The sequence below is a fragment of the Nonomuraea guangzhouensis genome (assembly GCF_019396345.1).
GTDB classification, from domain to species: domain Bacteria; phylum Actinomycetota; class Actinomycetes; order Streptosporangiales; family Streptosporangiaceae; genus Nonomuraea; species Nonomuraea guangzhouensis.
The window spans coordinates 506,232-532,960 of the sequence record NZ_JAHKRM010000002.1; the positions used below are offsets into that span (position 1 = coordinate 506,232).

Consider the following 26,729-nt stretch of genomic DNA (forward strand, 5'->3'; position numbering starts at 1 on the left):
TGAGCGCGTACGAGCGGGCGAGGAGCGTGTCGTGGGCGCGCGTGTGAGCGAGGAGGGCGTCAGAGGCGGCGTGGTGGATGACGAAGGTGTCGGGAGCGGCCTCGTGTGTGACGAAGGCGTCAGGAGGAGGCGCGTGAGTGAGGAAGGCGTCGTGGGCGCACGGGTCAGCGAGGAAGGCTTCAGGAGCGCACGGGTGAGTGAAGAAGGTCTCAGAAGTGGGTGGATGAGCGAGGAGTGTCTGCGCACGCGCGCGAATCCGGAGCCCGCCAGAAGGGCCGCCGCGGACCCAATGGCCAGGATGGAGACGGTCAGGCCCGCTGTCGGGGAGAAGTTCAGGAGGGTGAGGGCGGTGGCCCAGGCGGCCAGAGCGGGGAGGGCCAGGGACCAGGAGTGAGGGGAGGTGGGAAGGTCGTGGGGCATGTCAGACGCGGACCTTTCCCTTGATCTCCTCGTACTTCTTCGCGCCGATGCCGCTGACCTCGCGTAGTTGGTCGATGCTGGTGAAGCCGCCGTGCGTGGTGCGGAAGTCGGCGATGCGGGCCGCCAGGACCTCGCCCACCCCGGGGAGTTGCTCCAGTTGGTCGGGGGTGGCCGAATTGAGGTCGAGTGTCGTGGTGGTGGCGGGGTCGGCTTGGGTGGGGCCGGATGGAGCGCCTATGACGATCTGTTCGCCGTCTACGAGGCGTCTGGCCAGGTTGACCGAGGATGTGGCGGTGCCGCGCAAGGGGCCGCCGGCGGCTGTCACGGCGTCGGCCACCCTGGCTCCCATCGCGAGGGTGTAGAGGCCCGGCTTGCGGACCTTGCCGGTGATGTGGACGGTCACCTTGGCAGTGGGAGATGGGGTGGAAGGGATCGGTGGGCTGGGGATCGGGGCGGGGAGGGGCTCCGGGGTGGGTTGGGAGCGCCATGCGATCACGCCTGCCACCAGCGCGGCCAGGACGGCCAGGGCAATCAGGATGCGCAGACCTGACTTGCCGGGGTCGAGGGAGGCGGGGGGCCTGGTGGTGACAGCCTGGCGAAAAGCTTCGAACGAGGGTGGGATGGGGGCCCAACCTGGCCTCAAGGTCGGGTCATGCGGCAGCGAGGGTGTGCCTGGTCCCAGGGGCGCGTCGTGCGGGTGCAGCGGGTGACCTGACCCTTGAGGTGGGTCGTGCGGGAGCGGCGCGCGACCTGACCTCAGGGGCGGGTTGTCCGAGAGCGATGGGCGACCTGACCCCAGGGGCGACTCAGGCGGGACCGGAGGGCGACCTGACCTCAGAGGCGAGTCAGGCTGGTCTGACCCCCTGGGCGGGTCATGCGGGTCTTGGAGTGCGCCGCCGGGCAGGCTGGGGCTGGTGATCGACCGTAGGCGGGACTCGGCGATGGTCCGCTCGGCTGTCGCATCGTGGTTGCGCACGGCAGCGAAGGTACGAGACCGGCTGGGGCTCGAAGAGCGGTGAACGAGGTTCTGGGGATAACCGAGGCATGGCGGGCCAGCCTGTGGACGACATGGTGAACGGCCTGAACGAAGAGGGACGCCGGGGTAGGTGTGGCTTCTGGGCAGCCGCGCGAGGCGGGAGGACAGCCAGACGTCCATAAGACGCCGAAATGGGCGAGCGGCCGAACGTCAGCAAGGCGTCGAAGTCGACAGGTGGTCAGACGTCCACGGTCAGTACGGCTAGTCGGCTGAGGTGACCGTCAGTCCCAGCGTCCCCGGCCCCACATGTACCCCGATAACCGCCCCAACCTCCACCACCCGCATCTCCACCGCCCCAGGCAGCCGCTTGGCCAGTCGTTCCGCCAGCCCCTCCGCCCGTCCCAGCGCCCCCAGGTGCTGCACCGCCACCCGCACCCCCGCCTCGCCCTCCGCAGCCGCCACCGCCAGATCCTCCAGCCGCGCGATGGCCCGGCCCGCGGTCCGTACCTTCTCCAGCAGCGTGACCCGCCCGTCCACAACATGCAGCAGCGGCTTGATCATCAGTGCCGAACCCACCAGCGAGGCCGCCGTCCCGATGCGCCCGCCGCGCCGCAGGGACTCCAGCGTGTCGGCGTAGAAGTACGTCCGGGTACGCGCGGCGCACCGCCGGGCCGCCGCCGCCACCTCCGCGAGCGAACCGCCCGCCGCGGCCTTACGGGCGGCGGCGAGCACCGGGTAGCCCAGCCCCATGGCGATCGACCGGCTGTCGATGACCTCCACCGGCACCGGGCACTCCGCGGCGGCCAGCAGCGCGGCGGAGGCCGTACCGGAGAACTCGCCCGACAGGTGGATCGAGACCACGCCCGAAGCGCCGCCGGCCGCCAGCGACGAGTAGCACGCGGCGAAGCGGGCGGGTGCGGGTCTGGAGGTGGTCGCCGACGACAGGTCGCCGGTGAATAAGTTCTCGTCGTACGACAAACCACCGGAAGTCACCTGTACAGGTACGACAGCGACACCAGCCACCGGAGGCAGGTAAGCAGTTGAATCCGTGACCACGACCACCGATGGCGGCACTACTGAACCGGAGTTCCACCCCGCCAGACCCGGCGTGGCTTGAGGCCGAAGGACCAGGCGAAGGCGCCCTCGTGGTCGGCGTCCCACTGGACGATGTCGGCCAGGCGGCCGGGAGCCAGGACACCGCGGTCGGGCGCGCCCAGCACGGTGGCGCCGCCGAGCGTGGCCGCCCGCAGCGCGTCGTTGACGCTCATCCCGAACGCCGACACCGCCATCGCGATGACCAGGGACATCGAGGTGATGCCGCAGTAGCCGGGGTTGTGGTCGCTGCCGAGCGCGATCTGCACACCGTGCTTGATCATCTGGCGGACCGGCGGCAGGTGGCCGCGCTGGAGCGCCGTCGCGGGGCAGACCACGGCGGGCACGCCGTAGCGGGACATGATCGCGATGTCCTCTTCGGACATGTGGTGCAGCCCGTCGGCGGAGGCGCAGCCGAGCTCGGCGGCCAGCTGGACGGCGCCGCGGCGGCTGAAGAGGCCGGCGTGGATGCGCGGCAGCAGGCCGACGTTGCGGCCCGAGGCGAGCACCCAGCGGGACTCCTCGGTGGTGAAGTGGCCCTCGTCGCAGTAGACGTCCACGCTGTCGGCACCGGCGGCGGCCGCGTCGGCGCACCAGGCGCCCACGGCCTCGACGTATTCGCGCTGACGGCCGAAGTATTCCGGTGGCACCACGTGCGCCGCGAGGAAGGTGACGTGCACCCGCGGCATCATCGGCTCCTTCTCCAGCTCGCGCAGGAGCCGCACGTCGGCGAGCTCGCCGTCGCGGGTGAGGTGGTAGCCGGTCTTGGCCTCGACGGTCGTGGTGCCGCTGAGCAGCCAGCCGCGCAGCCGCTCGCGGACGCCGTTGCACAGGGTCCACGGGTCGGTGCCGCGGGTCACGGTGACGGTCGAGCCCACGCCGCCACCCGCCGCGGTGATCGCCGACGAGGTGGAGCCGCCGGTGCGGATCGCCAGCTCGGCGTAGCGGTTGCCCGCGTAGACCGGGTGGGTGTGCGCGTCGATGAGGCCGGGCGTGACGAGTGCGCCACCCAGGTTTTCGACGTGGTCCACGTCGACGATGTCGTCAACGACCCCGGGCACGCTCTGTGGGAGGTCGGGCGCCCGCCCGACCCAGGCGATCCGGTCGTTGTGTACGAGGATGGCCGCGTTGCTGAGAACCTCGTTGCCGGTCCAGAGGCGGCCGATATTGGTCAGAAGTCGAACGGTCACCGCATCACCGCCCTGCGGGATCCCCCAGATGAGCACAGCACCCAGCAGCGCACGGCTGACGCCGCGCCCACTGAGTCGGCTCCGGGTCCGGACGACATGGGGGGTCTCCTGATCTCATCCGCTATGGCTGTGCGGTGACCGTATCGCCGGACTCATGATCCGGCGATTTCAGTTCAGTTACGTTATTTCACAGGTGGGCTTGCTGTACAGGGTTATTCGGAAGAAAGCCCACTCTTCCCAACCGCCACTCGACCCCATTGAACCCCTGTGGCCCCCGCACGCGACCTCACTCACAGCAGCGATCATCCGAAACCCGCGCCATTAGTGTCGTAAGACTCGGCTTATCCTAGCAATCCCAGCGTTCAGGGACCACTGCCGCCTTTGGGCAGCCCTGCAGTGATTTTGGCGGAGCTGCCCGCTTGCGATGGCTAAGACACGCGTTCGACAGGCTTGCCGACCCGCTCCAGTTCCTGGGACAGGCTCGGGAGCACGCGTGCGTGCAGGATCGTGCCGTCCGCCACGTGGTCCACCGAGAGCACTTCGCCCTCCTTGTGGGCCCGCGAGATCAGGTCGCTCCTGTCGTACGGCACCAGAAGCACGACCTCGTGGTCGAGCCTGGGCAGCTCGCGTTCGATGAGCGCCATCAGCTCGGCGATGCCGGCACCGGTGCGCGCCGAGACCACGATGCTGTCGCGCTCGCGCCTGGCGATGCGGTCCAGCACTTCCTGGTCGGCCGCGTCGGCCTTGTTGATCACCACGATCTCGGGAACGTCGGACGCGCCCTCGATGTCGGCGAAGACCTCGCGTACGGCGGCGAGCTGACCTTCCGGGTCGGGGTGCGCGCCGTCGACCACGTGCAGGATCAGGTCGGCGTCGGCGACCTCCTCCAGCGTGGAGCGGAACGCCTCGATCAGCTGGTGCGGCAGGTGGCGCACGAAGCCGACCGTGTCGGCGATCGTGAACAGCCTGCCGTCAGGCGTGTGCGCCCGGCGTACGGTCGGGTCGAGGGTGGCGAACAGGGCGTCCTCCACCAGCACTCCCGCACCGGTGATCCGGTTGAGCAGGGAGGACTTGCCGGCGTTGGTGTAACCCGCGATCGCCACGGCCGGGACCTCGCGCCGGGCGCGCCGGTGGCGCATCGTGTCGCGCGAGGTGGACATCCCGCTGATCTGGCGCCGCAGCTTGGCCATGCGCTCGCGGATGCGGCGCCGGTCCAGCTCGATCTTGGTCTCACCGGGGCCACGGCCACCGATGCCGACGCCGCCCGCGGCGCGTCCACCCACCTGCCTGGACAGGTTGCCACCCCAGCCACGCAGGCGGGGCAGCAGGTATTGGAGCTGGGCCAGCTCGACCTGAGCCTTGCCCTCACGGCTCTTGGCGTGCTGCGCGAAGATGTCGAGGATCAGCGCGGTGCGGTCGATGACCTTCACCTTGACCGTCTCCTCCAGCTGGCGGAGCTGGCCAGGAGCCAGCTCGCCGTCGCAGATCACGGTGTCGGCGCCGGTCGAGTCGACCACGTCGCGGAGTTCGAGCGCCTTGCCCGAGCCGATGTACGTCGCCGGGTCGGGCTTCTGGCGCCGCTGGATGAGGCCCTCGAGGACCTCGGAGCCCGCCGTCTCGGCCAGGAGCTTGAGCTCCAGCAGGGAGTTTTCGGCGTCTTCGGCCGTGCCTGAGGTCCAGACGCCCACCAGGACGACCCGCTCGAGCCGCAGCTGCCGGTATTCGACCTCGGAGACGTCTTGGAGTTCGGTAGAGAGGCCCGCCACGCGGCGTAGCGCCTGGCGCTCCTCGAGGTCCATCTCGCCGGTCTCGAACTCGTCGCGCGCGGAGTATTCGTGCATTCGTGTCATCTCTAATAGGCAACGTCTGAACACCGGAGTGTCTTCCCCGATGGTGACATGACATCCCTGGCGCCATCACCTGGTTATCCGGGCAACACGCTGGCGTCCCCCGAGCCCGTGGTCAGCGACACCTTGTGCGGAGAAGACGGGTCCTTCTTGACCGAAACCGTCGCCTCGCCCGATCCGACCTCGGTCTTCACATCATAGGCACCGTCCGGAACGTGCAGGATGGCCTCGCCGGAGCCGCTCTCCATCTCGACGCTGTCGGGCACGGCGGCGAACTTCACCTCGACGTCGCCGGAACCGGCCTCGGCGAAGATCTTCTTGCTCCCGAGTCCGGTGGCGTCCACGTCGCCCGAGCCGGCGGACGCGTCGATCTGCCCGGTCAGCTGCCGCATCGTGATGTTGCCCGAGCCCGCGTCGGCGTCGATCTGAAGGCCCTTGGGGACCTCGACCTTGTAGTCGACGCTGCAACTGCCCCAGTCCTTGTCGCAGTCGTAATACACGGAGAGCGTGTCGCCGTCGACCTTGTGCTGGGCCCTCGGCTTGTTGTTGCGCCACTGGAGGGTCTCGGTGACCCGCACGGCCGTCCCGTCGTACTCCGTGATCACGGAGTCGCCGGACTCGTTCCTGAGGTGCAGCTTGGCCACCTTGTCCGCGACCTGGTACGTGACGGTGTCCTGGTTGGTCGGGCCACCGAGGCTCTTGAGCCCGCAGCCCGTCAGCAGCAGCGCCGAGGCGAGCAGGCCGCCCGCGATCACGATTGTCTTCATGCCCCAGATCCTCGCGTGCGCAGGGGTTGGCGCACATCGGGGTTTCCCCCGGACCCCTCCCAGGGGAACCCCCACCTTTGACCCGGGACCACCCATGAAGTAGCTTCACTTCCATAATCCAGAACTGATTTTCCACATCATGGAAGAAGGGGCTCATGGAGATCACCGGCCCGATGCTCGACCGGTTCGACGAGGTCCTCACGCCGGAGGCGCTCGCCTTCGTGGAGACCCTCCAGCGGGAGTTCGACGCGACGCGCCAGGAGCTGCTGGAAGCCCGGCAGGTGCGACAGGCGGAGCTGTCGGCGGGCGGCCGGCTCGACTTCCTCCCGGAGACCAAGGCGGTCAGAGAGGGCGACTGGAGCGTCGCGCCCCCGGCCCCGGGCCTCGAGGACCGCCGGGTCGAGATCACCGGCCCGGTCGACCGCAAGATGACGATCAACGCGCTCAACTCCGGCGCCAAGGTCTGGCTCGCCGACTTCGAGGACGCCAACTCCCCGCTCTGGGCCAACTGCGTCAGCGGCCACCTCAACCTGCGCGCCGCGCTCGACCGGACGATCGACTTCGAGACCGGCGGCAAGTCCTACTCGCTCAGGCCCGACGCCGAGCTGGCCACGATCGTGGTCCGGCCGCGCGGCTGGCACCTCGACGAGAAGCACGCCCTGGTGGACGGGCGGCCGGTGTCGGCCTCGCTGTTCGACTTCGGGCTCTACTTCTTCCACTGCGCCCAGCGGCAGCTGGACAAGGGCCGCGGCCCCTACTTCTACCTGCCGAAGATGGAGTCGCACCTGGAGGCGCGGCTGTGGAACGAGGTGTTCGTCCGCGCGCAGGACCTGCTGGGCATTCCGCAGGGGACGATCAGGGCGACCGTGCTGATCGAGACGTACCCGGCGGCGTTCGAGATGGAGGAGATCCTCTACGAGCTGCGTGAGCACTCGGCCGGGCTCAACGCGGGCCGCTGGGACTACCTGTTCAGCGTGATCAAGAAGTTCCGCACCAGGGGCCGCGAGTTCCTGCTGCCCGAACGCAACGCGGTCACGATGACCGCGCCGTTCATGCGCGCGTACACCGAGCTGCTGGTGCGGACCTGCCACAAGCGTGGCGCGCACGCGATCGGGGGGATGGCGGCGTTCATCCCCTCGCGGCGCGATGCCGAGGTGAACGCCATGGCGCTGGAGAAGGTGCGCGCCGACAAGACGCGCGAGTCGGGCGACGGCTTCGACGGCTCCTGGGTGGCGCACCCCGACCTGGTGCCGATCTGCCGCGAGGTGTTCGACGGCGTGCTGGGCTCGCGGCCCAACCAGCTCGACAGGACGCGCGAGGAGGTCTCGGTCTCGGCCGCCGACCTGCTGTCGGTCTCCGAGACGCCGGGCGAGATCACCGAGACCGGGCTGCGCGGCAACGTGGACGTGGCGCTGCGTTACCTGGCCGCCTGGATGGGCGGGCTCGGGGCCGTGGCGATCCACAACCTCATGGAGGACGCGGCCACGGCGGAGATCTCCCGCTCGCAGATCTGGCAGTGGATCCACAACGACATCACGCTGTCCGACACGGGCGCGACGGTGACGAAGGAGCTGGTCGAGCAGATCATCTCGGAGGAGCTGGCGAAGATCGCGGCCGAGCCCGGCTACGACGAGCGGCTGTACGAGCAGGCCACGGCCCTGTTCAAGGAGGTCGCGCTGGACGACGACTTTGCCGAATTCCTGACACTCCCGGCGTACTCCCGCATGCCGTAAAGGATGATGATAAGAAGGGGGTCGCCATGGTCGACAAGCTGCTCGACGAGCTGACGGCGGCGCTGCGCGCGCTGCTGCCCGCCGACTCGGTGATCACCGACCCGGTACGCCTGCGCACCTACGAGTGCGACGGCCTGACCTACCACCGGGCCACGCCGGGCGTGGTCGTGCTGCCGGAGACCGCCGAGCAGATCTCCGGCGTGGTCCGCGCCTGCAACGACTTCGGGGTGCCGTTCGTGGCCCGCGGCTCCGGCACCGGGCTGTCGGGCGGGGCGCTCCCCCGCGAGGACGGCGTACTGATCGTCACCTCCAGGATGCGCCGCGTCCTGGAGATCGACCTGCCCAACCACAGGGCCGTCGTCGAGCCGGGCGTCACGAACCTGGCGATCACCGAGGCCGTCCGCGACCAGGGCTACTACTACGCCCCCGACCCGTCCAGCCAGCAGATCTGCTCGATCGGCGGCAACGTGGCGGAGAACTCCGGCGGCGCCCACTGCCTCAAATACGGCTTCACGGTCAACCACATCGAAGCCTGCGAGATCGTCACCCCTGACGGCGACCTGGTGACGCTCGACCGCATGGACCCCGGCTACGACCTGCTCGGGGCGTTCATCGGCTCCGAGGGCACGCTGGGCATAGCGACCAAGATCACGGTACGGCTGAGCCGTACCCCCGAGTCCGTCATCACCGTACTGGCCGCGTTCGAGAGCATCGAGCAGGGCGGGCAGGCCGTGTCGGCGATCATCGGCGCGGGCATCGTGCCGGCCGCGATCGAGATGATGGACGCGCTGTCCATCGAGGCGGCCGAGGCGGCGGTGTCCTGCTCCTACCCCGAGGGTGCGGGCGCGGTGCTGATCGTCGAGCTCGACGGGCCGGAGCAGGAGGTGCTCCGGCAGTTCGAGCGGCTTCAGGAGATCTGCTCGGGGGCGTTCGAGCTGCGGGTGGCCGACGACCCGGCCGAGCGGGCGGCGATCTGGCGGGGCCGCAAGTCGGCGTTCGCGGCCGTCGGCCGGATCAGCCCGGCCTACATCGTGCAGGACGGCGTGGTGCCACGCACCTCGCTGCCCAAGGTGCTGGCCGCCATCGACCGGCTGTCGCAGGAGTACGGGATCAGGGTGGCCAACGTCTTCCACGCGGGCGACGGCAACCTGCATCCGCTGGTGCTGTTCGACGACGCGGAGCCGGGGGCGGGCGAGCGGGCCGAGGCGGTCTCCGGCGCGATCCTCGACCTGTGCATCGAGCACGGCGGGTCGATCACCGGGGAGCACGGGGTGGGCACGGACAAGGCGAAGTACATGCCGAAGATGTTCTCGGAAGACGATCTCGACACCATGCAGCTCGTCCGCTGCGCCTTCGACCCGAAAAGCCTGTCGAACCCGGGCAAGATCTTCCCCACGCCGCGGCTGTGCGGGGAGGTGCCCGGCGTGCGCAAGGGCGTTCATCCGCTGGTCGCCTCGGGGCAGGCGGAGCAGTTCTGATGGAGCGGCTGGACAAGACCGGCGTGACGGTCAGGGAGGCCGGGCCGGACGACGCCGTGGGCGGGGTGCGCCCGAGCGTGGTGGCGCTGCCCGAGTCGGTCGAGGAGATCTCGGCCGTGCTGCGGGCCTGCGCCGAGCACGACCTGGCGGTCGTACCCGCCGGCGGCGGCACCAAGCTGCACTGGGGCCCGCCGCCCGAACGCTGTGACGTGCTGCTCGACCTGTGCTGCCTGAACGAGGTCATCGAGCACGCCGCGGGCGACCTCGTGGTGAAGGCCCAGGCCGGGGTGACGATGGACGCGCTGGCTGACGCGCTCGCCGCGCAGGGTCAGGAACTGGCGCTGGACGTGCCGTTCACCGACGGCGCGACGGTCGGCGGCACACTGGCCGCCGCGACGGCCGGGCCGCGCGCCTTCCGCTACGGTACGGCCCGCGACCTGCTCATCGGCATCACCGTCGTGCTGCCGGACGGGACCGTGGCCAAGTCGGGCGGCCGGGTGGTCAAGAACGTCGCGGGCTACGACCTGGGCAAGCTGTTCACCGGCTCGTACGGCACGCTGGGCGTCATCGCCGAGGCCACGTTCCGGCTGCACCCGCTGCCCGCCGACCGGCGCTATGTCGTGGCCGCGTTCGAGTCGCCCGAGCGCGTCCAGGAGGTGGCCGCGCTGCTGGCCGCCTCGCAGGCCGAGCCGAGCGCGGTCGAGCTCGACTGGCCCGGCGGGGACGCGCCGTTCACCCTGGCGGTGCTGGTCGAGGGCACGGCTGCCGGGCAGCGGGCGGACGCGCTGCGCGAGGCGATGGGCGCGGGCAGTGTCACGGACGAGGCGCCGGCCTGGTGGGGGCTGATCACGGACGACGAGGTCCTGCTGGAGCTGCGGTTCCCGCCGGCGCGGGCGGGCGAGGTCCTGGAGAGGGTACGCGGGACCGGGTTCGCGCTGCGCGGCTCGCCGGTCGCGGGCCGGGTCCGGCTGGAGCTCGCGGGCGCCATGACCACAGGGTTCGCGGACGTGGTGTCCGGCCTGCGGGAGCGCTTGGCGCCGCTGGGCGGCCGGGTGACCGTGCTGGCCGCGCCGGACGAGAGCGTGGACCGGTGGGGACCGGTGAGCGCGCTGCCGCTGATGCGGCGGGTCAAGGAACGGTTCGACCCGGAGCGCAGGATGTCGCCCGGCCGGTTCGTGGGAGGCATCTGACGTGACGTCCGGCATCGACCCCAAGCTGATCAACGACTGCGTGCACTGCGGTTTCTGCCTGCCCACCTGCCCGACGTACGTGCTGTGGGGCGAGGAGATGGACTCGCCGCGCGGCCGGATCCACCTGATGAAGCAGCACGTCGAAGGCACCCCGGTGACGCCGGAGATGGCCGGCCACTTCGACGCCTGCCTCGGCTGCATGGCGTGCGTCACCGCCTGCCCGTCGGGCGTCCAGTACGACCAGCTGATCGAGCAGACGCGGGCCGAGGTCGAGCGGGTCCACGTGCGCGACCCGCGCGAGCGGGCGGTCAGGGAGATCGTGTTCAGCCTGTTCCCCTACCCGCGCAGGCTGCGGCTGCTGCGCCCCGGAATGTGGCTGGCCGAGCGGATGGCGCCGTTCCTGGAACGGGTGCATCCCAGCCTCGGGGCGATGGCCGGGCTGGCACCCAGGGCCGGGCGCAGGCAGCGGCTGCCACGGCTGGTCCGGGCCAGGGGGCCGCGCAGGGCCGTGGTCGGCATGCTCACCGGGTGCGTGCAGGGCGAGTTCTTCCCGCAGGTCAACGCGGCCACCGCGCGGGTGCTCGCGCTGGAGGGCTGCGACGTGGTCATCCCGCCCGGACAGGGCTGCTGCGGGGCGCTGAGCGTGCACTCGGGGCGCGAGGAGCAGGCCAGGCGGCTCGCGCGGCGCACGGTCAGGACGTTCACCAGGGCCGGCGTGGACACGGTCGTGGTCAACGCGGCCGGGTGCGGGTCGTCGATGAAGGAGTACGGCCGGCTGCTGGGCAGTGAGCCGGGGTTCCGGGTGCTGGACCTGTCGGAATACCTCGCCGAGCTGGGACCGGTGGCGGACCGGCATCCGCTGCCCGTCACGGTGGCCTACCATGACGCCTGCCACCTGGCCCACGCGCAGGGGATCCGGGCCCAGCCGCGCGAGCTGCTGAAGGCGATCCCGGGGCTGGACCTGCGTGAGGTGCCGGAGTCGGCCATCTGCTGCGGCTCGGCGGGCACGTACAACATCTTCCAGCCCGCGGCGGCCCGCGACCTGGGCGACAGGAAGGCCAGGTCGGTGGCCTCGACGGGCGCGGAGCTGCTGGTGTCGGCCAATCCGGGCTGCACGATGCAGATAGCCGCCGCGATGCGGCGCGGCGGCGCGGAGATCAGGGTGGCGCACACGGCCGAGGTGCTCGACGCGTCGCTGCGCGGGGTGTCCCTTTGACCGGACGGGGGTTGGGCGGGTGAGCGTGCAGTCGGTCGAGCGGGCGCTCGACGTGCTGGAGGCGCTGGCCGAACACGGTGGTGAGGCGGGGCTGTCGGAGATCGCGGCCAAGACCGGGCTGCCGTACGGGACGATCCACCGGCTGCTGCAGACGCTGCTGGCCCGCGGCTACGTACGCCAGGAGTCGGACCGGCGCTACGCCCTGGGCGGCGGCCTGGTGCGGCTGGGTGGCATCGCCGAGAGCATGGTCGGCGTGTGGGCGCGGCCCTACCTGTCGAAGCTGGTGTCGCTGTCGGGAGAGACGGCGAACCTGGCGGTGCTGGAGGGCGACTTCATCGTCTATGTGGCGCAGGTGCCCTCGCCGCGCAGGCTGCGGATGTTCGCGGAGGTCGGCAGGCGGGTGCTGCCGCACAGTACGGCCGTGGGCAAGGTGCTGCTGGCGGGGCGGCCGGCCGATGAGGCGGTCGCGGTGTTCGTACGGACCGGCATGCCGCGCCGCACCCCGAACACGATCACCGACACCGACGGCATGCTCACCGAGCTCGGCCGGGTCAGGGACCGGGGTTATGCGATGGACCTGGGTGAGGAGGAGCTGGGCGTGCACTGCCTGGCCGTGCCCGTGCACGACGGGAACCGGGTGGTGGCGGCCATGTCGGTGTCGGGCCCGGCGGAGCGGATCGACGCCCTCGACCGGGACGAGCTGGCCGCGGCCATGCGGAAACTCGCGCTCGACTTCGGCGCCGAACTCAGCCCGGTGGCCGGCGCGGGCCTTTGAGCTCCAGCGGCTATTACCGTTGACCGCATGTGTAGAAGCATCAAGACCCTGCGCCCGCCGTACACCGAGGACGTGACGGAAGACGACGTACGGGCGGCGGCCCTGCAGTACGTACGCAAGATCTCCGGCTTCCGCGCGCCCGCCGCGCACAACGCCGAGGCGTTCGACCGGGCGGTCGAGACGATCACCCGGGCGTCGGAGGAGTTGCTGGCGGCGCTACAGGTTCGCGGAGGGCGTTGACACGATCCCCCGGTGAGGGAAGTGTCCCCGGTGTAACCGCATCGATCGCCAGGGGGCATCCCATGATCAGTGGGCTGTATCAGGGTAGGGACGGGGACTCGCGCCTCGAACTCCGGGTGGACGTCGACGGGGCGCGGCCCACCGGGAGGGTGAGCGGAGATCTGTTCTCCGTGGCGGGCGCGACCACGTCATACGCCGGCTCGTTCGTGGTGAACGCGGCCTCGGCGACGGCCGAGGGCGCCGGGACGAAGATCACGGGGCGGGGGGCGTTCTCGTTCGACACCCCGGCGAAGGACGTGACGGTCACGATCAGCGGCACGGTGGGCACCGCCAGGATCGCCGGCCAGACCTACGAGCTGACGTTCTCCGGCCGCCACTTCCGTACCGTGCTCCTGGAACAGGACTCGGTGGCGGGCACCCGGCCGTTCGAGAAGTACGGCACCGGGACGCTGCCCGGCCCGGCGGGCTCGCCGGCGAGGGAGCTGAGCGTGGCCGCCGCCTACGACGAGGCGGGGATCCGCCTGACCGTCAACCCGCCCGGGGTGATCCCGGTCGACGGGTCGGGCGCGGACCTGGCCTGGGACGACGCCGAGCTGCATCACGCGATGACGCAGCAGTTCAGCGCGTTCGGGGAGGCTCCGGCCTGGCGGGTGTGGCTGCTGGTGGCCAGCAGGCACGTGGGCGGTTACCGGGGCATCATGTTCGACTACGACGACGCCCACCAGCGGCAGGGGTCCGCGGTCTTCTACGACGCGATCAAGGGCGACACCCCGCAGGCGCAGCGCGCGCAACTGCGCACGTACGTGCACGAGCTCGGCCACGCCTTCAACCTGCTGCACTCCTGGCAGAAGAACCTGGCCACCCCACCTCAGCCGCTCGGCCCGAACGGCGGCTTCGGCGACCTGTCCTGGATGAACTACGTCCAGAACTACCAACCCGGCGGCGAGCAGGGCTACTGGGCCGCCTTCCCCTTCCAGTTCACCGACTCCGAGCTCGTCCACCTCCGTCACGGTTTCTACCGGGAGGTGGCCATGGGCGCGAACGCCTTCGGCACGGGCGCCGCCGACATCGCGCCCTTCGAACAGCCGATCGTGGACCGGTCCGGGCTGCTGCTCGAACTGCGGGCCAAGGAGTCGTTCGGCTTCGGCGAGCCCGTCGTGGTGGAGCTGAAGCTGTCCACGACCGGCGAGCCGCGCACCACACACGGCCATCTCCATCCCGACACCGAGTTCACCCAGATCACCATCACCCAGCCGACCGGCCGGACCGTGCTGTACCGGCCGATGATGCGGCACTGCGTCGACGCCTCACCCGACATCCGGCTCGACTCGGGCAACCCGGCCATGTACCGGAGCGCGTACATCGGGCACGGCCGCGACGGGCACTACTTCCAGCAGCCCGGCGAGTACCAGGTGCGCGGGCAGTACATCGCCGCCGACGGCTCGCGCATCGTCTCCCCCGCCTGCCTGGTCAGGGTCCGTTACCCGGTCGGCGCGGACGATCACCGGGTGGCCGAGCTGATGCTGGGCGACGAGCAGGGCAAGCTGTTCTCGCTGCTCGGCTCCGACTCGCCGACGCTGAGCTCGGGCAACCGGGCGCTGGACGAGGTGATCGGCAGGTACGGCGGCCACCCGCTGGCCGTCTACGCCCGCATGGTCAAGGGGCTCAACGCCGAGCGGGAGTTCAAGGCGATCACCGCCGACAAGCAGGTCGAGGTCCGGCCGCCGGACCTCAAGCAGGGCATCGAGCACCTCACCGCGGTGGCCCGGGACGCCAGCGTCGACAACATCACCCTGAACATGGTGATGCGCCGCCTGGCCAGAGCCGAGGCCCGCCAGGGCGACCTGGAACGGGCCAACGCGGTGATGGACAAGATGGTCGCCCTGTTCCAGTCCAAGGGGGTCAACCAGATCGTCATGGGACAGATCAGGCGGCAGGCCGAGCTCACGAAGGCGGCACTCGGCGCGGAAGCCTGACCGGCGGGACCGGTCGTCAGCAGGAGTCCAGGATGCCGTCCATGGCGTCCTTCTCACCGGTGGTCAGCCACAGGCCGTACTTCGCCTTCACGTCGATCTGCTTGGCGATGTAGGTGCAGCGGTACGCCTTGCGCGGCGGCAGCCAGGTGGCGGCGTCGGAGTCGCTCTTCTGCCCGTTGAGCGGCCCGTCCACGGCCATCAGGTTCATCGGGTCGTTGGCGAACTCCTTGCGCTTGTCCGCCGTCCACTGCTGCGCGCCCTTCTGCCAGGCGTCGGACAGCGGGATCAGGTGGTCGATCTGCACGGCGGTGCTGGTGTCCTGGCCGCGCTTGAAGGTGATCGTCTTGCCGCTGTACGGGTCGTCGAGCACGCCGCTGAGGATGATGCAGTCGTGCGTGCCCGACTTGAACTTCTCGTCGTGCAGGTCACGCTTCAAGATGTCGTTGCGCGTGTCACAGCCGTTGTGGTCGACGTCCGACCAGGCCGGCCCGAACTTCTCCCGCTCGAAGCCGGTCCGCGGCGCACGGCCTTTGACGGCGAGTTTGGCCAGCTTCTTGCGGGCGTCCCCCACGTCGGCCGACGAAGCGGCCTTGCCCTTGTCGGCTTGAGGTGTCTGCGCTTCCAGTTGCCCACATCCGGCGAGCAATCCCACTGTGGCCAAACCGGCCAAACCCACACGAAACCGCACGCTCTACCCCTTGACTAAAGTTTTAGCAAAGTCTAGGTAGAGCAATTACCCCTAAGGCACGCTTTATCCCTCAAGGAAGCCAAGTAACCCTTACAGGCCGGATGCCGGATCGCCACCGGTGCTCGGCCAGACCACGGACGGGGCCAAGAAGGCGCACGTCACGGCGCCCAGCACCCTCCACCGGAGGAGCGTGCCCCTGGACAGAGCCCGGCTCCGTATGGCGGGTGGGGCCCACCGGGCTGGCCGTAAAACAAAAAATTCCCGCCCCTCAGGGCGGGAATGACGGGAAAGCCGATCGACTACGACCGCCCGTAACTGTCCTCCAGGCGCTCGATGTCGTCTTCGTCGAAGTGGCCGAAGGCGATCTCCAGAATCCGCGTCGCCGGCCCCGACGAGCTGAGCCGGTGCGTCTGGCCCTGCTGGATCAGGACCCGGTCCCCCACCGCGGGCTCGATCCGCTTCCCGTCCACCTCGAACACGCACCCCGGGTCGAGCGCCACCCACAGCTCGGAGCGGTGCTCATGACGCTGCAGGCTCAGCCGCTGCCCCGGCGAGACCTCGATGATCTTGACGGTGGACACCTCGTTGAGGGTGAACCGCTCGAACCCACCCCACGGCCGCTCGTCACGGATCACAGCCGCCAGCCTGTCGATGTCCTGCATCGCCCCTCCAGGTCCCGGAAAATCACGCCATCAATCAGCGCTCAAACTACCAGGCACCATGGACCGCCAGGTCAGGTGGTGCGCCAAGTCAGGTGATGAGGATGCCGCCGTCGACGGGAAGGACGGCGCCGGTGATGTACGAGGACGCGTCACTCGCCAGGAAGACCGCCGCGGCCACCAACTCCGCCGGATCCCCCACCCGCCCCATGACCACCCGCTGAGCCAGCATCCGCTCCAGGTAGGCGGGGTTGTACTGCTCCGTCATCTCCGAGGCGAAGAACCCCGGCTCCAGGCAGTTGACCCGGATCCCCCGCCGCCCCGTCCACTGCTGCGCCAGATCCCGGGTCAGCCCGATCACCGCCGCCTTCGACGCGCTGTAAGCGGCCTGCGGCAGCCCCGCCGTCGTCTCGCCCAGGATGCTGCCGATGTTGACGATCGACGAGCCGGGCCGCATCACCCGCGCGCACGCCTGCGCCATCCAGTAGGTGCCGTGCAGGTTGATGTCGACCACCTGCCGGAACTCCTCCGGCGTCTCCCGCAGCGCGGGCACGGCGGTGCCGACCCCGGCGTTGTTGATCAGCACGTCGACCGAGCCCATGGTCTCCACGGCCGCGGAGACCAGCGCCTGGCAGTCCTCGACCAGCGTCACGTCGGTCTTGACGGCCAGGCACCGGCGGCCGGTCTCCTCGACCAGCCGCCGCGTCTCCTCCAGCCGATCCTGCCGCCGGGCGCCGATCACGATGTCGGCCCCGGCCTCGGCCAGCCCTCGGGCGAAGGCCACGCCCAGTCCCGACGACGCGCCGGTGACGACGGCGACCTTCCCCTCGAGGCTGAACCGCTGAAGCATGCTAGAGACCGTACTCCTTGACGATCCGCTCGTGGCGCTCGACCTCCACGTCGACCTCCTTGGCCAGGTCGAGCCAGGCCAGCGGGTGCGACCACCGCTCGGTGGCGTCGTCGAGCAGCGCGTCGACCTCGGTCGCCGAGACGTCCGGCGGCACCGCGACCCAGCCGAACACCCCGGGCAGCGCCTCGCCGCCGGTCGGGTGGGTGACCGTGTAGTTCTCGTCGCTGTAGACCCACATCGGCCAGCCGCGCTCGGCCATGACCTCGGTGAACTCCGCCCAGTCCTCCTCGCTCGGCGCGGCGCCGTCGAAGAAGTAGCTGGTGTAGCCGCCGGGCCGCAGGATGCGCACCGCGGCGAAGGGGGGCACGAAGTTCTGCTGCTCTTCGGGGTCGTCGGGGACCGGCTCCAGCAGCTGCGGGTCGAACACGACCAGGTCGCCGGCGTTGTAGTCCATGCCGCGGGGCTGCGGCAGGGCGAGCCGGGCGGTGGCCGGGCCGGTGCGGATGGACAGGATCTGCCGCTGGCCGCCGTCGGGCGCCGGGAGGATGACCCGGATGAGGCCCATCTCCTCCTCGATCGGACCCTCGGTCGACTTGACCGGCATGCCGATCTTGGCGGTGCCCTTGCGGACGATGTCCCAGTCCTCGCTCGAGGTGGCCATGACGATCATGCGCCAGGTGTCCTCCTCGGTGATCTCATCGATCACTTCGAGCAGCGCCCGGGCGCCCTTGGCGTTGTCGTCGAGCTGCTGGGCCGCGGTGGCCACCAGACGGCGCGCCTCGACGCCGGCGCCGGCCGCCACGGCGTGCTCGGCCGCCTCCAGCGCCTCCGGCCAGCGCTCGCGGGCGCTGTGCAGCCGCGCCAGCGCGAGGTATTGGGTGTCGTGCGGCAGCAGCGCCGCCAGCTGCTCGAGCCGCTCGTCCTGGCGGGCCTCGACGAGCAGCGTGGTCAGGGTGGAGATGTCCTCGGGGTCGGCGCCGGCGAGGTCGCCGGAGTCGACCAGCAGCTTCCAGTAGATGTCGGCGCCCGTCGCCGGGTAGCCGAGGAAGCCGAGCGTGGTGGTGTGGCGGCGGGTGGTCTCCAGGTCCTCGCCGGAGCGCGGGGCCAGCCAGCCGACCCACCGCTCGGGGTCGGCGTTGTGGCCGTCGGCGGCGTCGAAGTAGGCCACCCGCTCCTCGACCGGGCCCGGCGCGGGCGGCTCGGTGGCCGCGTCGGCGGCGGCGCGCAGGGCGGCGATCCGCTCGGCCACGCCCGCGCTCTCGCGCAGCTCGGCGGCGGCCGACTGGGCCTGGTCGGCCAGCAGCCGCGCCTGCCAGACGCCCTGCCTGGCGACGGCCAGCTCGCCCGCGACCAGCGAGAGCTCGAAGCGGGCGCGGTAGCCGCCCATCATGCCGAAGTAGTCGATCCACTGGCGCAGCACGCGGCCGAGCTGCCAGGTGTTGGTGATCTGCGAGGAGCCGGCCAGCTTGGCGACCGCCTGCGTCCACTCCACCCACGAGCCCGGGTGGTCGCCGACCACGTCGAGGTCGGGCAGCGCGTCGACGGCCTCGGCGATGCGGCCGAGCGTGGCCAGGATCAGCGCGCGGCGTACGCCGTCGCGGTGTGCCTTGGCCACCGGGTCGTCGGCCTGGAAGTCGGCCGCGGCCTGGAGCGCGGCCAGCGCGTCCTCCCCGCGTCCGGCGACAAGCAGTGCCCGGGCGCTCTCGGCGCCGAGCTCCCAGCTCGCCTCGCGGTCGGCGGCGCGCAGCCGCTCGACGGCGGACTCGGCGTAGGTCACGGCCTCGCCGGCCCGGCCCGCGTCGATGAGCGCGGCGATGTACTGGGTCACCAGCCCGGTGTAGGCCGGGTTGGCCGGCTCTAGGTCCTGGATGACCGCGTCGAGCGTCTCCAGGCGTTCGGCCGCGTAGCCGGGGCCGTCGGCGTTGGCCCACGCCAGCGCGAGCGCCTCGACCGCGGCCGGGGTGGCCGGGCAGTCACGCACCTCTTCGCGCTGAGCGAACGACAGCAACTGCTCGGCGTCACCGATCGCGACGGCACCCTGCGCGCGGTCGCCCACGCGGCCGAGCAGGTGCCAGTAGCGGGCGTAGAACTCGAGCCACGGGAGCTCCAGGGCCTCCGCCTGCTGTGCGATGGCCGGAGCCATCACGTCTAGCTGGGGGTATCGCCCCTCGTAGGCCTGTGCGGGCAGGTCTCCCAGCGCCATGGCGAGGCCCACGTTGCCCGCCTCAGAAAGCTGCTGCTGGGTTTCACCGACCCAGGCCCAGATGTCCACGTCCATGAGCAGTCAGTCTGCCAGGTCAATGACCGTGCCCAAAACGCAGAAGCTCGATGAGCTCGTCCGATTCGTCGTTGTTCAATACCGAAAATACCGATGCCAGCAGATCATCGGTCGTGTCCTCGACCGCGGTCCGCATCGCGACCACGTCGGGACCCGGCTTCTGGTACGGCTCCGGCCAGTTGAGGAACCGCGCCATCGCCTCACCGGCCGCGTGTCCGAAAGGCGCGTCGTGCTCGGCCGCCAGTATCGCCTCCAGCGGGTGGAGGCCCGCCGCGAGCACCGCGTTGGCGTGCAGCCCCCCTCTCAGCTCCCGTACGACGTGCATGAGCTGCGTGGCCCGCGCCGGCGCGTCATCGGGCAGGGGTACGGCCCGCCACCCGGCGAACAGCGGCGCCCCGGCGACCGGGGCCTGGGCGACGACCGGTTCGAGCAGTTCGGCGAGCCGGGCGCAGCCGTCGAAGTCGCCGAGCCGGCGCCGTCCCCACTCCTGACAGGCTTCGGCGTAGACCTCGACGGCCCGCTCGACAGTCAGCTTGCGCCCGCCGTTCCAGCTCTCCTCGACGTGAGCGGCGGGGAAGAAGACCGCGACGGAGGTGACCACGTCGGCCTCGCACTCGCCGAGCACCCCGCAGCGCCCGCGGAAGTAGAACTCACGCGGGCCGAGACCGTACTTCTCGCAGCGGGTCTTGGCCTCCCTGGAGACCATGAATCCGCCGCCGTACCGGCCGATCGGGGCCTTGACCAGCACGGCCGTGGTTCTCGGGTCCGCCATGTCCAGCCCCTCTCGGTTCGGGAAGTGGACTCAGCATCTCTCAGGAGAACATCATTCTGCAAGCATCAGGTTGCCGCTCGCGAGGATGACGGCGGGGCCGGTCAGATAGCTGGTCTCCTCGTCGAGCGTGACGACGACCGTGCCGCCGGGCACCTCGATCGTCCAGGTGCCGGTGGTCTCGCCGGACAGGGCCGCGGCCGCGACGGCGGTGGCGATCGTGCCGGTGCCGCAGGAGCGGGTCTCGCCCGAGCCGCGCTCGTAGACGCGCATGACCGCGCGGCTGGCGCCGACCGCGTTGAACAGCTCGATGTTGACGCCCCTGGGGAAGACGCCCGGGTCGAAGCCGGGCTGGTGGGTCAGGTCGAGCTGCGCGACGGGGTCGCCGATGGCACAGGCCAGGTGCGGGTTGCCTATGTCGACATGGACACCCTCGTATTCCTGCCCGGTGACGGTGGTGACGCTCGTGCCGCGGACGACGGGCTTGCCCATGTCGACGGTGACGTCGCCGTTGTCCTCGATGCGGATCCTCCGGACACCGCCCCTGGTCGCCACGTCGAACTCGCTCCCACCGGCCAGCCCCGTCTCGACGAGGTAGCGGGCGAAGACACGCGCGCCGTTGCCGCACATCTCGGCCATGCTGCCGTCGGCGTTGCGGTAGTCCATGAACCACTCGGCGGTCGTGGCCTGGTCGGCGACCTCGGGGCTGAGCTTGGTGCGCACCACGCGCAGGACGCCGTCGGCGCCGATCCCGGAGCGCCGTTCGCAGATCGCGGCGACCAGCGCGGCGGACAGGTCGAGCTCGCCATCGGGGTCGGGGAGGATGACGAAATCGTTCTCGGTTCCGTGCCCCTTGAGAAAACGCATAGGACGATTTTATGCGGACCCTTGTTCGGCGATTCGCGCCAGGGATCGTTCGAGCAGGTCGGGGGCGTCATAGGGCAGCCAGTGGACCCTCGGGTCGCGGCGGAACCACGACTCCTGGCGGCGGGCGAAACGCCTGGTCGCCCTGACGGTCTCGGCGAAGGCCTGCTCCTCGGTCCATTCGCCGTCGAGAAAGCGCGCCACCTGGGCGTACCCCAGCGCGCGGCCGGCCGTACGTCCCTCGGCCAGGCCCTGCCCGAGCAGGCCCCGCACCTCGTCGACCAGGCCCGCCGCCCACATGCGGCCGACCCTGATCTCGATCCGCTCGTCGAGCTCCGGCCGGGGCACCGCCAGCCCGATCTGCACGCTCGGGTAGATCGCCTCGAACGACGGCATGGTCGCGGAGAACGGGCGCCCCGAGTGTTCGATCACCTCCAGCGCGCGGACGATCCGGCGGCCGTTGCTCGGCAGGATCGCCGCCGCGGCGGCCGGATCGGCCTCGCGCAGCCGCTCGTACAGCGGTGCCGGGCCGCGTTCGGCCAGCTCGGCCTCCAGCCTGGCCCTGATCTCCGGGTCGGTGCCGGGGAAGTCCAGGTCGTCGATGGCCGCGCGTACGTAGAGCCCGCTGCCGCCGACCAGCACGGGCGCCGCCAGCGACTCGATGAGCGCCCTGGCCAGCTTCTGGTATTCGGCCACGCTGGCGGTGACCGTGACGTCCCAGATGTCGAGCAGGTGATGCGGCACCCCCCGCTGCTCGGCCGGGGAAAGCTTTGCCGTGCCTATGTCCATTCCTCGATAGAGCTGCATCGAGTCGGCATTGATGCATTCGCCCCCCAGCCGGAGGGCGAGATCCACGGCTAGATCGGACTTTCCGGCTGCCGTGGGACCCACGACGGCGATGACTGGCTGCTGACGCACACCGACAAGTGTGTCAACTGTCTGGGTATGGGCGGACCGCTCAGAGGTCGAGCGTCTAGAGATCAAGCAGTGTCGGCTGCAGGTATCCCTCGTGGGTCAGCAGCCAGCGCTTGGTCTCCACGCCCTCGCCGCCGCTGAACCCGCCCAGCCCGTTGCCCGCGACGACCCGGTGGCAGGGCACCACGATCGGGATCGGGTTGGAGCCCATGATCGAACCGATGCCGCGGGCCGGCACCCGCGATCCGCTCCGCTCGGCCAGTTCGCCGTAGGTGACGGCGGTGCCGTACGGGATGCCGTGCAGGGTCTTCAGCACCTGGCGGCGCGACCCCGAGGTCAGCCGCCAGTCGATCGGGGTCTCGAACGTACGCAGGTCACCGGCGAAGTAGGCGTTCAGCTCGGCGACGGCGAAGGCCGTGCGCCCGGGGTCGTCCACCGCGGTCAGATCCGAGAGCCGCTCACCCGGATGCGTCCTTGCGCCCCACCCCGTGGCGGCCAGCCCGACCTCGGTCACCGCCAGCACGAACGGCCCTACCGGCGTCTGCACCTCGGCGAACGCGACCGTACCCATCATGTCCTCCCCTGGGGGATTTACTCCCGGCATAAACACTAGGCGACTCCCGGATGGCCATGTGGCGAAGCCTCTTCAGGTCCGCGAATCCGGGTTGTTACCGTCCGAACATGCCAGCACCCACCGCCGCCGCACTGGACCGGATCCCTGGCTGGTTCTGGCCCACGGACCAGCGCCTGTTCGCGTGGTTCCTGTCCACGGGCACGCAGGGCGATCTCCTGGAGCTCGGGACGTACCTCGGCAAGAGCGCCGTCCTGATCGGCGGGCACCTGCGTCCCGGAGAGTCGTTCACCGTCTGCGACCTGTTCGAGTCGGAGGCGCCCGACGCCGCCAACGAGGCGGAGACCACCGGCTCCTACTCCACGCTCACCAGGGAGCGGTTCGAGCAGAACTACCTGAGCGTCCACGACAGCCTGCCGGAGATCGTGCACGGGCCCACCTCGGTGATCCTGGACCACGTCAAGGCGGACTCCTGCAGGTTCGTCCACGTCGACGCCTCGCACCTCTACACGCACGTCAAGGCGGACGTCCTGGCGGCGCGGGCGGTGCTGCGGGAGGACGGGATCGTCGCCTTCGACGACTACCGCAGTGAGCACACGCCGGGCGTCGCGCTCGCGGTCTGGGAGGCGGTCTCCGGGCTCGGGCTGGCCCCGGTCTGCGTCAGCTCGCAGAAGCTGTACGCCACGTGGGGCGATCCCGTGCCCGTCCAGCGGCGCCTGCTCGACTGGCTGGCCGCCACCCCCGAGCTCTGGCACACCACGGACGTGCTCGGCGAACGCGAACTCGTCCGCGTCAACCAGCGCAAGAAGCCCGCCCCGGCCGGCGACCTGGGCGAGCTGGGCCGGCTCAGCGCCGAGCTCCGGCGCACGGCCGCGGACCTGAAGAAGACCGCGGCGGAATCCCGTACCGCCGTCCAGAACCTGAAGACCGCGACCAGGGAGATCAGCCTGGCCGGACCCGTCGTCCAGCGCGCGGTCCGCTGGACCCGCAGACATATCACCCGCCGCAAAGCCCCCGTCTAGGCATCGAACGGTTAACATCGCGCTCGTGTCATCCCGTGAACTCGTCATCCTGGGAACGTCCAGCGCGGTGCCCACGCGCCACCGAAACCACAATGGGTACCTCCTGCGCTGGGACGGCCAGGGCTACCTGTTCGACCCAGGTGAGGGCACGCAGCGGCAGATGGTGCACGCCGGGGTCAGCGCCAACGACGTCCACTGGCTGTGCCTGACGCACTTCCACGGCGACCACTGCCTGGGCGTGCCCGGCGTGGTGCAGCGCATCGCGCGCGACAAGGTCCGGCATCCCGTACGAGCCGTCTACCCGGCCTCCGGCGCCGAATACTGGCAGCGGCTCCGTCACGCCGCCGTCTTCGCCGACACCGGCGTCATCGAAGAGCAGCCGGTCAGCGGCGAGCACGCCACCATCGGCCCGCTGACCGCGCGCCGCCTGTCCCACCCCGTCGAGTCCTACGGCTACCGCCTCCAGGAACCGTCCAGCCGCCGCATGCTCCCCGACAAGCTCGCATTTTTCGGGATTCGCGGACCTGAAATCAGCGAGCTCCAGCGCACCGGGTCCGTCCGCGGCATCACGCTCGACCAGTGCAGCGTCCCCAGGACCGGGCAGAGCGCCGCCGTCATCATGGACACCCGCCTGTGCGACGCCGTCTTCGAACTCGCCGCCGGCACCGACCTGCTGGTGATCGAGTCGACGTTCCTGTCCGCCGAGAGCACCCTGGCCAAGGAGTACGGCCACCTCACCGCGGCCGAGGCCGGTCAGGTGGCGGCCGAGGCGGGGGCGCGCCGCCTGGTGCTCACCCACTTCTCCGAACGCTACGGCTTCGCCGACGAACCGGCCTTCCTCGGCGAGGCACGGCGCAATTACGACGGCGAGATCATCCTGGCCCGCGACCTGATGAAGATCCCAGTACCACGGCGGCACCCGTAGGGAAACTTCGCGACGACCGCGTTCGTCATTCAGGTAAAAACACCCCTCCACGCGGGGAGGCACCATGGAGCAAGTGCTTTACGCGGCCGGCATCGTTCTGCTCGCACTCGTCGCCCTCACCGTGATCCGAACACAGCTCGCGCTGGTCAGGGGCCGCTCCGTCGCCCCCTCCGGCGCACGCTCGCCGATGGACGTCTACGAGGCGGCGTACCTGGCCGGAGGCCCCCGGCGGGTCATCAACACGGCGCTCGTGTCGCTGGTCTCCCAGGGCGGCCTCCGGGTCTCCCGCGACGGGACGGTCACCCCGGTGCACGGGTTCAAGCCGGCCAAGCGGGTGGTCGTCGAGCGCGCCGTGTACCGGCAGGTCGCCTCGGCCCCAGGAGGCCGTACCGCGGCCGAGGTCCGGCACGCGGCCACCGACGCCCACGCGGTCCGGCAACTGACGATCATGCTGTCCCGGCAGGGGCTCCTGATGCCGCCTGGTGTCAGGGCCCGGTCGCGCCGGCGGGCGCGCTGGCTCGTCGTGTTCACCGGGCTGGCGGCGGTCGTGGTCATCGCGGACGCCCTGCTCCACGCGCCCGTGAACGCGCTGGTGATCGCGGCCGTGGCCGCCGTCGCCGGCGTCGCCTGCTTCTCCTGGCAGCGCCACCTCATGATGGACCCGCTGACGAAGGCGGGCCGCGCGGCGCTGAAGCACGCGGACGTCGACGACGCCGATGGCGGATGGCAGAACTCCGACTTCGGCCTGGTGGCTCTGCACGGGCTGACGAAGCTGCCGGACCGCGACCTCGCCGGCACCCTGCGGAGCGACACACGCGCCCGGAGCCGGCGCTACGCCACGTGCTGCGCCCCCGGCCACTGCGGGTCCTACTCCAGGGGCAGTCCCTGGGCCGGCAGTACGTGCGGCAGCGGCGGCGACGGCCTCTTCGGCCGCGACTTCTTCGGCGGCCTCTTCGGCGGCGACGGTTCCGATGGTTTCGGCGGTTTCGACGGTTTCGGTGGAGGAAGCCATCACGGAGGCGGTCACCACGGGGGCGGCCACGACGGCGGAGGCAGTGACGGGGGCGGTTCGAGCTGCGGGGGAGGCAGCCAGTGAGCCCCCGCCCGGAGCGGCTGGGCGTGGGCATCGGCTGGCGGGCCGAGCTCGACCTGACCGTGGAAGGGCTCCCGGGGGTGGACTTCGTGGAGGTCATCGCGGAGAACATCCGCCCGCCGGCCCTGCCCGAATCGCTGCGCGTGCTCCGCTCCCGGGGCACGCCCGTGATCCCGCACGGCGTGAGCCTCGGCGTCGGCAGCGCCGAGCCACCCGATAGCCGGCGCCTCGCCCATCTCGCCGCCTGCGCCCAGGCGCTCGAATCACCGCTGGTCAGCGAGCACCTCGCCTTCGTCAGAGCGGGAGACCTGGAATCCGGCCACCTGCTCCCGGTGCCACGCACGCGCGAGGCGCTGTCGGTGATCGTCCAGAACGTACGGCAGGCGCAGGAGTCCCTGCCGGTGCCCCTCGCCCTGGAGAACGTGGCGGCGCTGTTCGGCTGGCCGGAGGACGAGCTGACCGAGGCCGAGTTCCTGCGCGAACTGGTCGAGCGGACCGGTGTCGGCCTGCTCATCGACGTGGCCAACCTCTACACCAGCCAGGTCAACCTGGGCCTCGACGCCCGCGCGGCCCTGGACACGCTGCCCCTGGAGGAGCTGGCCTACGTCCACGTCGCCGGAGGGTACGCGCACGACGGCGTCTGGCACGACACGCACACGACCGTCATACCCCCGGACGTCCTCGACCTGCTCGCCGAGCTGTCCGCCCGCGCGGAACCACCCGGCGTGCTGCTGGAGTGGGACGCGGACTACCCGAGCGACGCCGTACTCGCCGCCGAACTCGACCGCATCAGGGCGGCGTCATATGTCCGATGACCAAGCCGCTGACCACGCCGCCGACCAGCGGCGGCAGCGGTTGGCAGCGGCTCAGCGGGGGCTTCTGGCGGCGCTCGTCGCCGGTGGGCCGCTCCCTGACGGCTTCGACCCGGTACGGCTCCGGATCGAGGCCGCCGGGCTGATCGCCAAGAGACGGGGCCTTGTGGCCAGGTCGGCTCCCGACCTGGCGATCCGCCTCGGCCCCCGATTCGCCGCGCTCTTCACCGAGTACGCCGAGCGGCACCCCAAGCCCCCCGGCGGCTCCCTGGGCGACGCCAGGGCCTTCGCCGATTGGCTCGGCCTGCCGCTGGACCCCCCACCGGCCGGACCGCCGCCCGGCCGGTGGGCCCGCTTCCTCCGCCGCCGACCCACTTCCTAGG

At 70.6% G+C, this 26,729-nt stretch carries 26 protein-coding genes; 13 read left to right on the forward strand and 13 right to left on the reverse strand.

Annotated elements, in window-relative coordinates:
- Window positions 1-31: 31 nt before the first annotated feature.
- Window positions 32-394, forward strand: a complete 363-nt coding sequence (locus KME78_RS05345; protein ID WP_219527608.1) for a hypothetical protein — start codon at window positions 32-34, stop codon at window positions 392-394.
- 27 nt (window positions 395-421) lie between these two features.
- On the opposite strand, the gene KME78_RS67020 is transcribed toward KME78_RS05345, so the two are convergent.
- The 5 genes from KME78_RS67020 to KME78_RS05370 all read right to left on the reverse strand — a co-directional run bounded on the left by KME78_RS67020 (window position 422) and on the right by KME78_RS05370 (window position 6,292).
- A complete protein-coding gene (locus KME78_RS67020) occupies window positions 422-823 on the reverse strand; it encodes a ComEA family DNA-binding protein (protein ID WP_219527609.1) in 402 nt (133 codons plus the stop codon).
- A gap of 834 nt (window positions 824-1,657) precedes the next feature.
- Complete coding sequence (locus KME78_RS05355) at window positions 1,658-2,470, reverse strand: DegV family protein (RefSeq protein WP_219527610.1); 813 nt, start codon at window positions 2,468-2,470, stop codon at window positions 1,658-1,660.
- Window positions 2,470-3,678 carry an imidazolonepropionase gene (hutI, locus tag KME78_RS05360; RefSeq protein ID WP_219527611.1) on the reverse strand — a complete coding sequence of 403 codons (1,209 nt, stop codon included), beginning with the start codon at window positions 3,676-3,678 and terminating at the stop codon, window positions 2,470-2,472. The genes KME78_RS05355 and hutI overlap by 1 nt, the downstream gene beginning before the upstream one ends.
- 428 nt (window positions 3,679-4,106) lie before the next feature.
- Entirely contained in the window at window positions 4,107-5,519 is a 1,413-nt protein-coding gene (gene hflX / locus KME78_RS05365) for a GTPase HflX (RefSeq protein ID WP_219527724.1), read from the reverse strand.
- Window positions 5,520-5,602: 83 nt separating this feature from the next.
- Complete coding sequence (locus KME78_RS05370) at window positions 5,603-6,292, reverse strand: DUF4097 family beta strand repeat-containing protein (RefSeq protein ID WP_219527612.1); 690 nt, start codon at window positions 6,290-6,292, stop codon at window positions 5,603-5,605.
- 155 nt (window positions 6,293-6,447) lie between these two features.
- On the opposite strand from KME78_RS05370, the gene aceB reads away from it, so the two are divergent.
- From aceB to KME78_RS05405, 7 genes are all read left to right on the forward strand, one after another.
- Window positions 6,448-8,025: a malate synthase A gene (aceB, locus tag KME78_RS05375; RefSeq protein ID WP_219527613.1), complete on the forward strand. Its 1,578-nt coding sequence runs from the start codon at window positions 6,448-6,450 to the stop codon at window positions 8,023-8,025.
- A 26-nt stretch (window positions 8,026-8,051) separates the two neighbouring features.
- Window positions 8,052-9,503 carry an FAD-linked oxidase C-terminal domain-containing protein gene (locus KME78_RS05380; protein WP_219527614.1) on the forward strand — a complete coding sequence of 484 codons (1,452 nt, stop codon included), beginning with the start codon at window positions 8,052-8,054 and terminating at the stop codon, window positions 9,501-9,503.
- Window positions 9,503-10,693: an FAD-binding oxidoreductase gene (locus KME78_RS05385; RefSeq protein WP_219527615.1), complete on the forward strand. Its 1,191-nt coding sequence runs from the start codon at window positions 9,503-9,505 to the stop codon at window positions 10,691-10,693. Before KME78_RS05380 ends, KME78_RS05385 begins: the two co-directional genes overlap by 1 nt.
- Before the next feature lie 13 nt (window positions 10,694-10,706).
- Complete coding sequence (locus KME78_RS05390) at window positions 10,707-11,909, forward strand: (Fe-S)-binding protein (RefSeq protein ID WP_219527725.1); 1,203 nt, start codon at window positions 10,707-10,709, stop codon at window positions 11,907-11,909.
- Between the two features lie 25 nt (window positions 11,910-11,934).
- Window positions 11,935-12,684: an IclR family transcriptional regulator gene (locus KME78_RS67025; protein WP_372454880.1), complete on the forward strand. Its 750-nt coding sequence runs from the start codon at window positions 11,935-11,937 to the stop codon at window positions 12,682-12,684.
- Between the two features lie 27 nt (window positions 12,685-12,711).
- Window positions 12,712-12,924: a DUF2277 domain-containing protein gene (locus KME78_RS05400; RefSeq protein ID WP_214638472.1), complete on the forward strand. Its 213-nt coding sequence runs from the start codon at window positions 12,712-12,714 to the stop codon at window positions 12,922-12,924.
- A gap of 62 nt (window positions 12,925-12,986) precedes the next feature.
- Window positions 12,987-14,900, forward strand: a complete 1,914-nt coding sequence (locus tag KME78_RS05405; RefSeq protein WP_219527617.1) for a hypothetical protein — start codon at window positions 12,987-12,989, stop codon at window positions 14,898-14,900.
- A gap of 16 nt (window positions 14,901-14,916) precedes the next feature.
- Here KME78_RS05405 and KME78_RS05410 read toward each other — a convergent pair whose 3' ends face one another.
- From KME78_RS05410 to KME78_RS05445, 8 genes are all read right to left on the reverse strand, one after another.
- On the reverse strand, window positions 14,917-15,588 hold the full coding sequence (locus tag KME78_RS05410; protein ID WP_308126814.1) for an HNH endonuclease family protein: 672 nt from the start codon (window positions 15,586-15,588) through the stop codon (window positions 14,917-14,919).
- A gap of 299 nt (window positions 15,589-15,887) precedes the next feature.
- Complete coding sequence (locus KME78_RS05415) at window positions 15,888-16,250, reverse strand: phosphomannose isomerase type II C-terminal cupin domain (RefSeq protein ID WP_214638474.1); 363 nt, start codon at window positions 16,248-16,250, stop codon at window positions 15,888-15,890.
- An 88-nt stretch (window positions 16,251-16,338) separates the two neighbouring features.
- On the reverse strand, window positions 16,339-17,097 hold the full coding sequence (locus tag KME78_RS05420) for an SDR family NAD(P)-dependent oxidoreductase (RefSeq protein ID WP_219527618.1): 759 nt from the start codon (window positions 17,095-17,097) through the stop codon (window positions 16,339-16,341).
- A gap of 1 nt (window position 17,098) precedes the next feature.
- Window positions 17,099-19,375 carry a tetratricopeptide repeat protein gene (locus KME78_RS05425; protein ID WP_219527619.1) on the reverse strand — a complete coding sequence of 759 codons (2,277 nt, stop codon included), beginning with the start codon at window positions 19,373-19,375 and terminating at the stop codon, window positions 17,099-17,101.
- Between the two features lie 19 nt (window positions 19,376-19,394).
- The gene (locus KME78_RS05430; protein WP_246650397.1) at window positions 19,395-20,147 is read right to left on the reverse strand and encodes an SCO6745 family protein; all 753 of its coding nucleotides are present in this window, start codon (window positions 20,145-20,147) and stop codon (window positions 19,395-19,397) included.
- Window positions 20,148-20,198: 51 nt separating this feature from the next.
- Complete coding sequence (gene dapF, locus KME78_RS05435; protein WP_219527620.1) at window positions 20,199-21,011, reverse strand: diaminopimelate epimerase; 813 nt, start codon at window positions 21,009-21,011, stop codon at window positions 20,199-20,201.
- Window positions 21,012-21,020: 9 nt separating this feature from the next.
- Window positions 21,021-21,926 (reverse strand): tRNA (adenosine(37)-N6)-dimethylallyltransferase MiaA, encoded by a 906-nt coding sequence (miaA, locus tag KME78_RS05440; RefSeq protein WP_219527621.1) that lies wholly within the window; start codon window positions 21,924-21,926, stop codon window positions 21,021-21,023.
- Window positions 21,927-21,981: 55 nt separating this feature from the next.
- The gene (locus tag KME78_RS05445; protein ID WP_219527622.1) at window positions 21,982-22,497 is read right to left on the reverse strand and encodes a methylated-DNA--[protein]-cysteine S-methyltransferase; all 516 of its coding nucleotides are present in this window, start codon (window positions 22,495-22,497) and stop codon (window positions 21,982-21,984) included.
- A gap of 107 nt (window positions 22,498-22,604) precedes the next feature.
- On the opposite strand from KME78_RS05445, the gene KME78_RS05450 reads away from it, so the two are divergent.
- The 5 genes from KME78_RS05450 (at window position 22,605) to KME78_RS05470 (ending at window position 26,728) form a co-directional block, all read left to right on the forward strand.
- Window positions 22,605-23,516, forward strand: coding sequence for a class I SAM-dependent methyltransferase (locus KME78_RS05450; protein ID WP_219527623.1), 912 nt, complete (start codon window positions 22,605-22,607; stop codon window positions 23,514-23,516).
- 25 nt (window positions 23,517-23,541) lie between these two features.
- Window positions 23,542-24,441, forward strand: a complete 900-nt coding sequence (locus KME78_RS05455; RefSeq protein ID WP_219527624.1) for a ribonuclease Z — start codon at window positions 23,542-23,544, stop codon at window positions 24,439-24,441.
- 64 nt (window positions 24,442-24,505) lie between these two features.
- Window positions 24,506-25,537 (forward strand): TIGR04222 domain-containing membrane protein, encoded by a 1,032-nt coding sequence (locus KME78_RS05460; RefSeq protein ID WP_219527625.1) that lies wholly within the window; start codon window positions 24,506-24,508, stop codon window positions 25,535-25,537.
- On the forward strand, window positions 25,534-26,349 hold the full coding sequence (locus tag KME78_RS05465) for an MbnB/TglH/ChrH family RiPP precursor modification enzyme (RefSeq protein WP_308126815.1): 816 nt from the start codon (window positions 25,534-25,536) through the stop codon (window positions 26,347-26,349). The genes KME78_RS05460 and KME78_RS05465 overlap by 4 nt, the downstream gene beginning before the upstream one ends.
- A complete protein-coding gene (locus KME78_RS05470) occupies window positions 26,339-26,728 on the forward strand; it encodes an SCO6045 C-terminal-like domain-containing protein (protein WP_219527626.1) in 390 nt (129 codons plus the stop codon). Before KME78_RS05465 ends, KME78_RS05470 begins: the two co-directional genes overlap by 11 nt.
- The last annotated feature ends 1 nt before the right edge of the window (window position 26,729 follow it).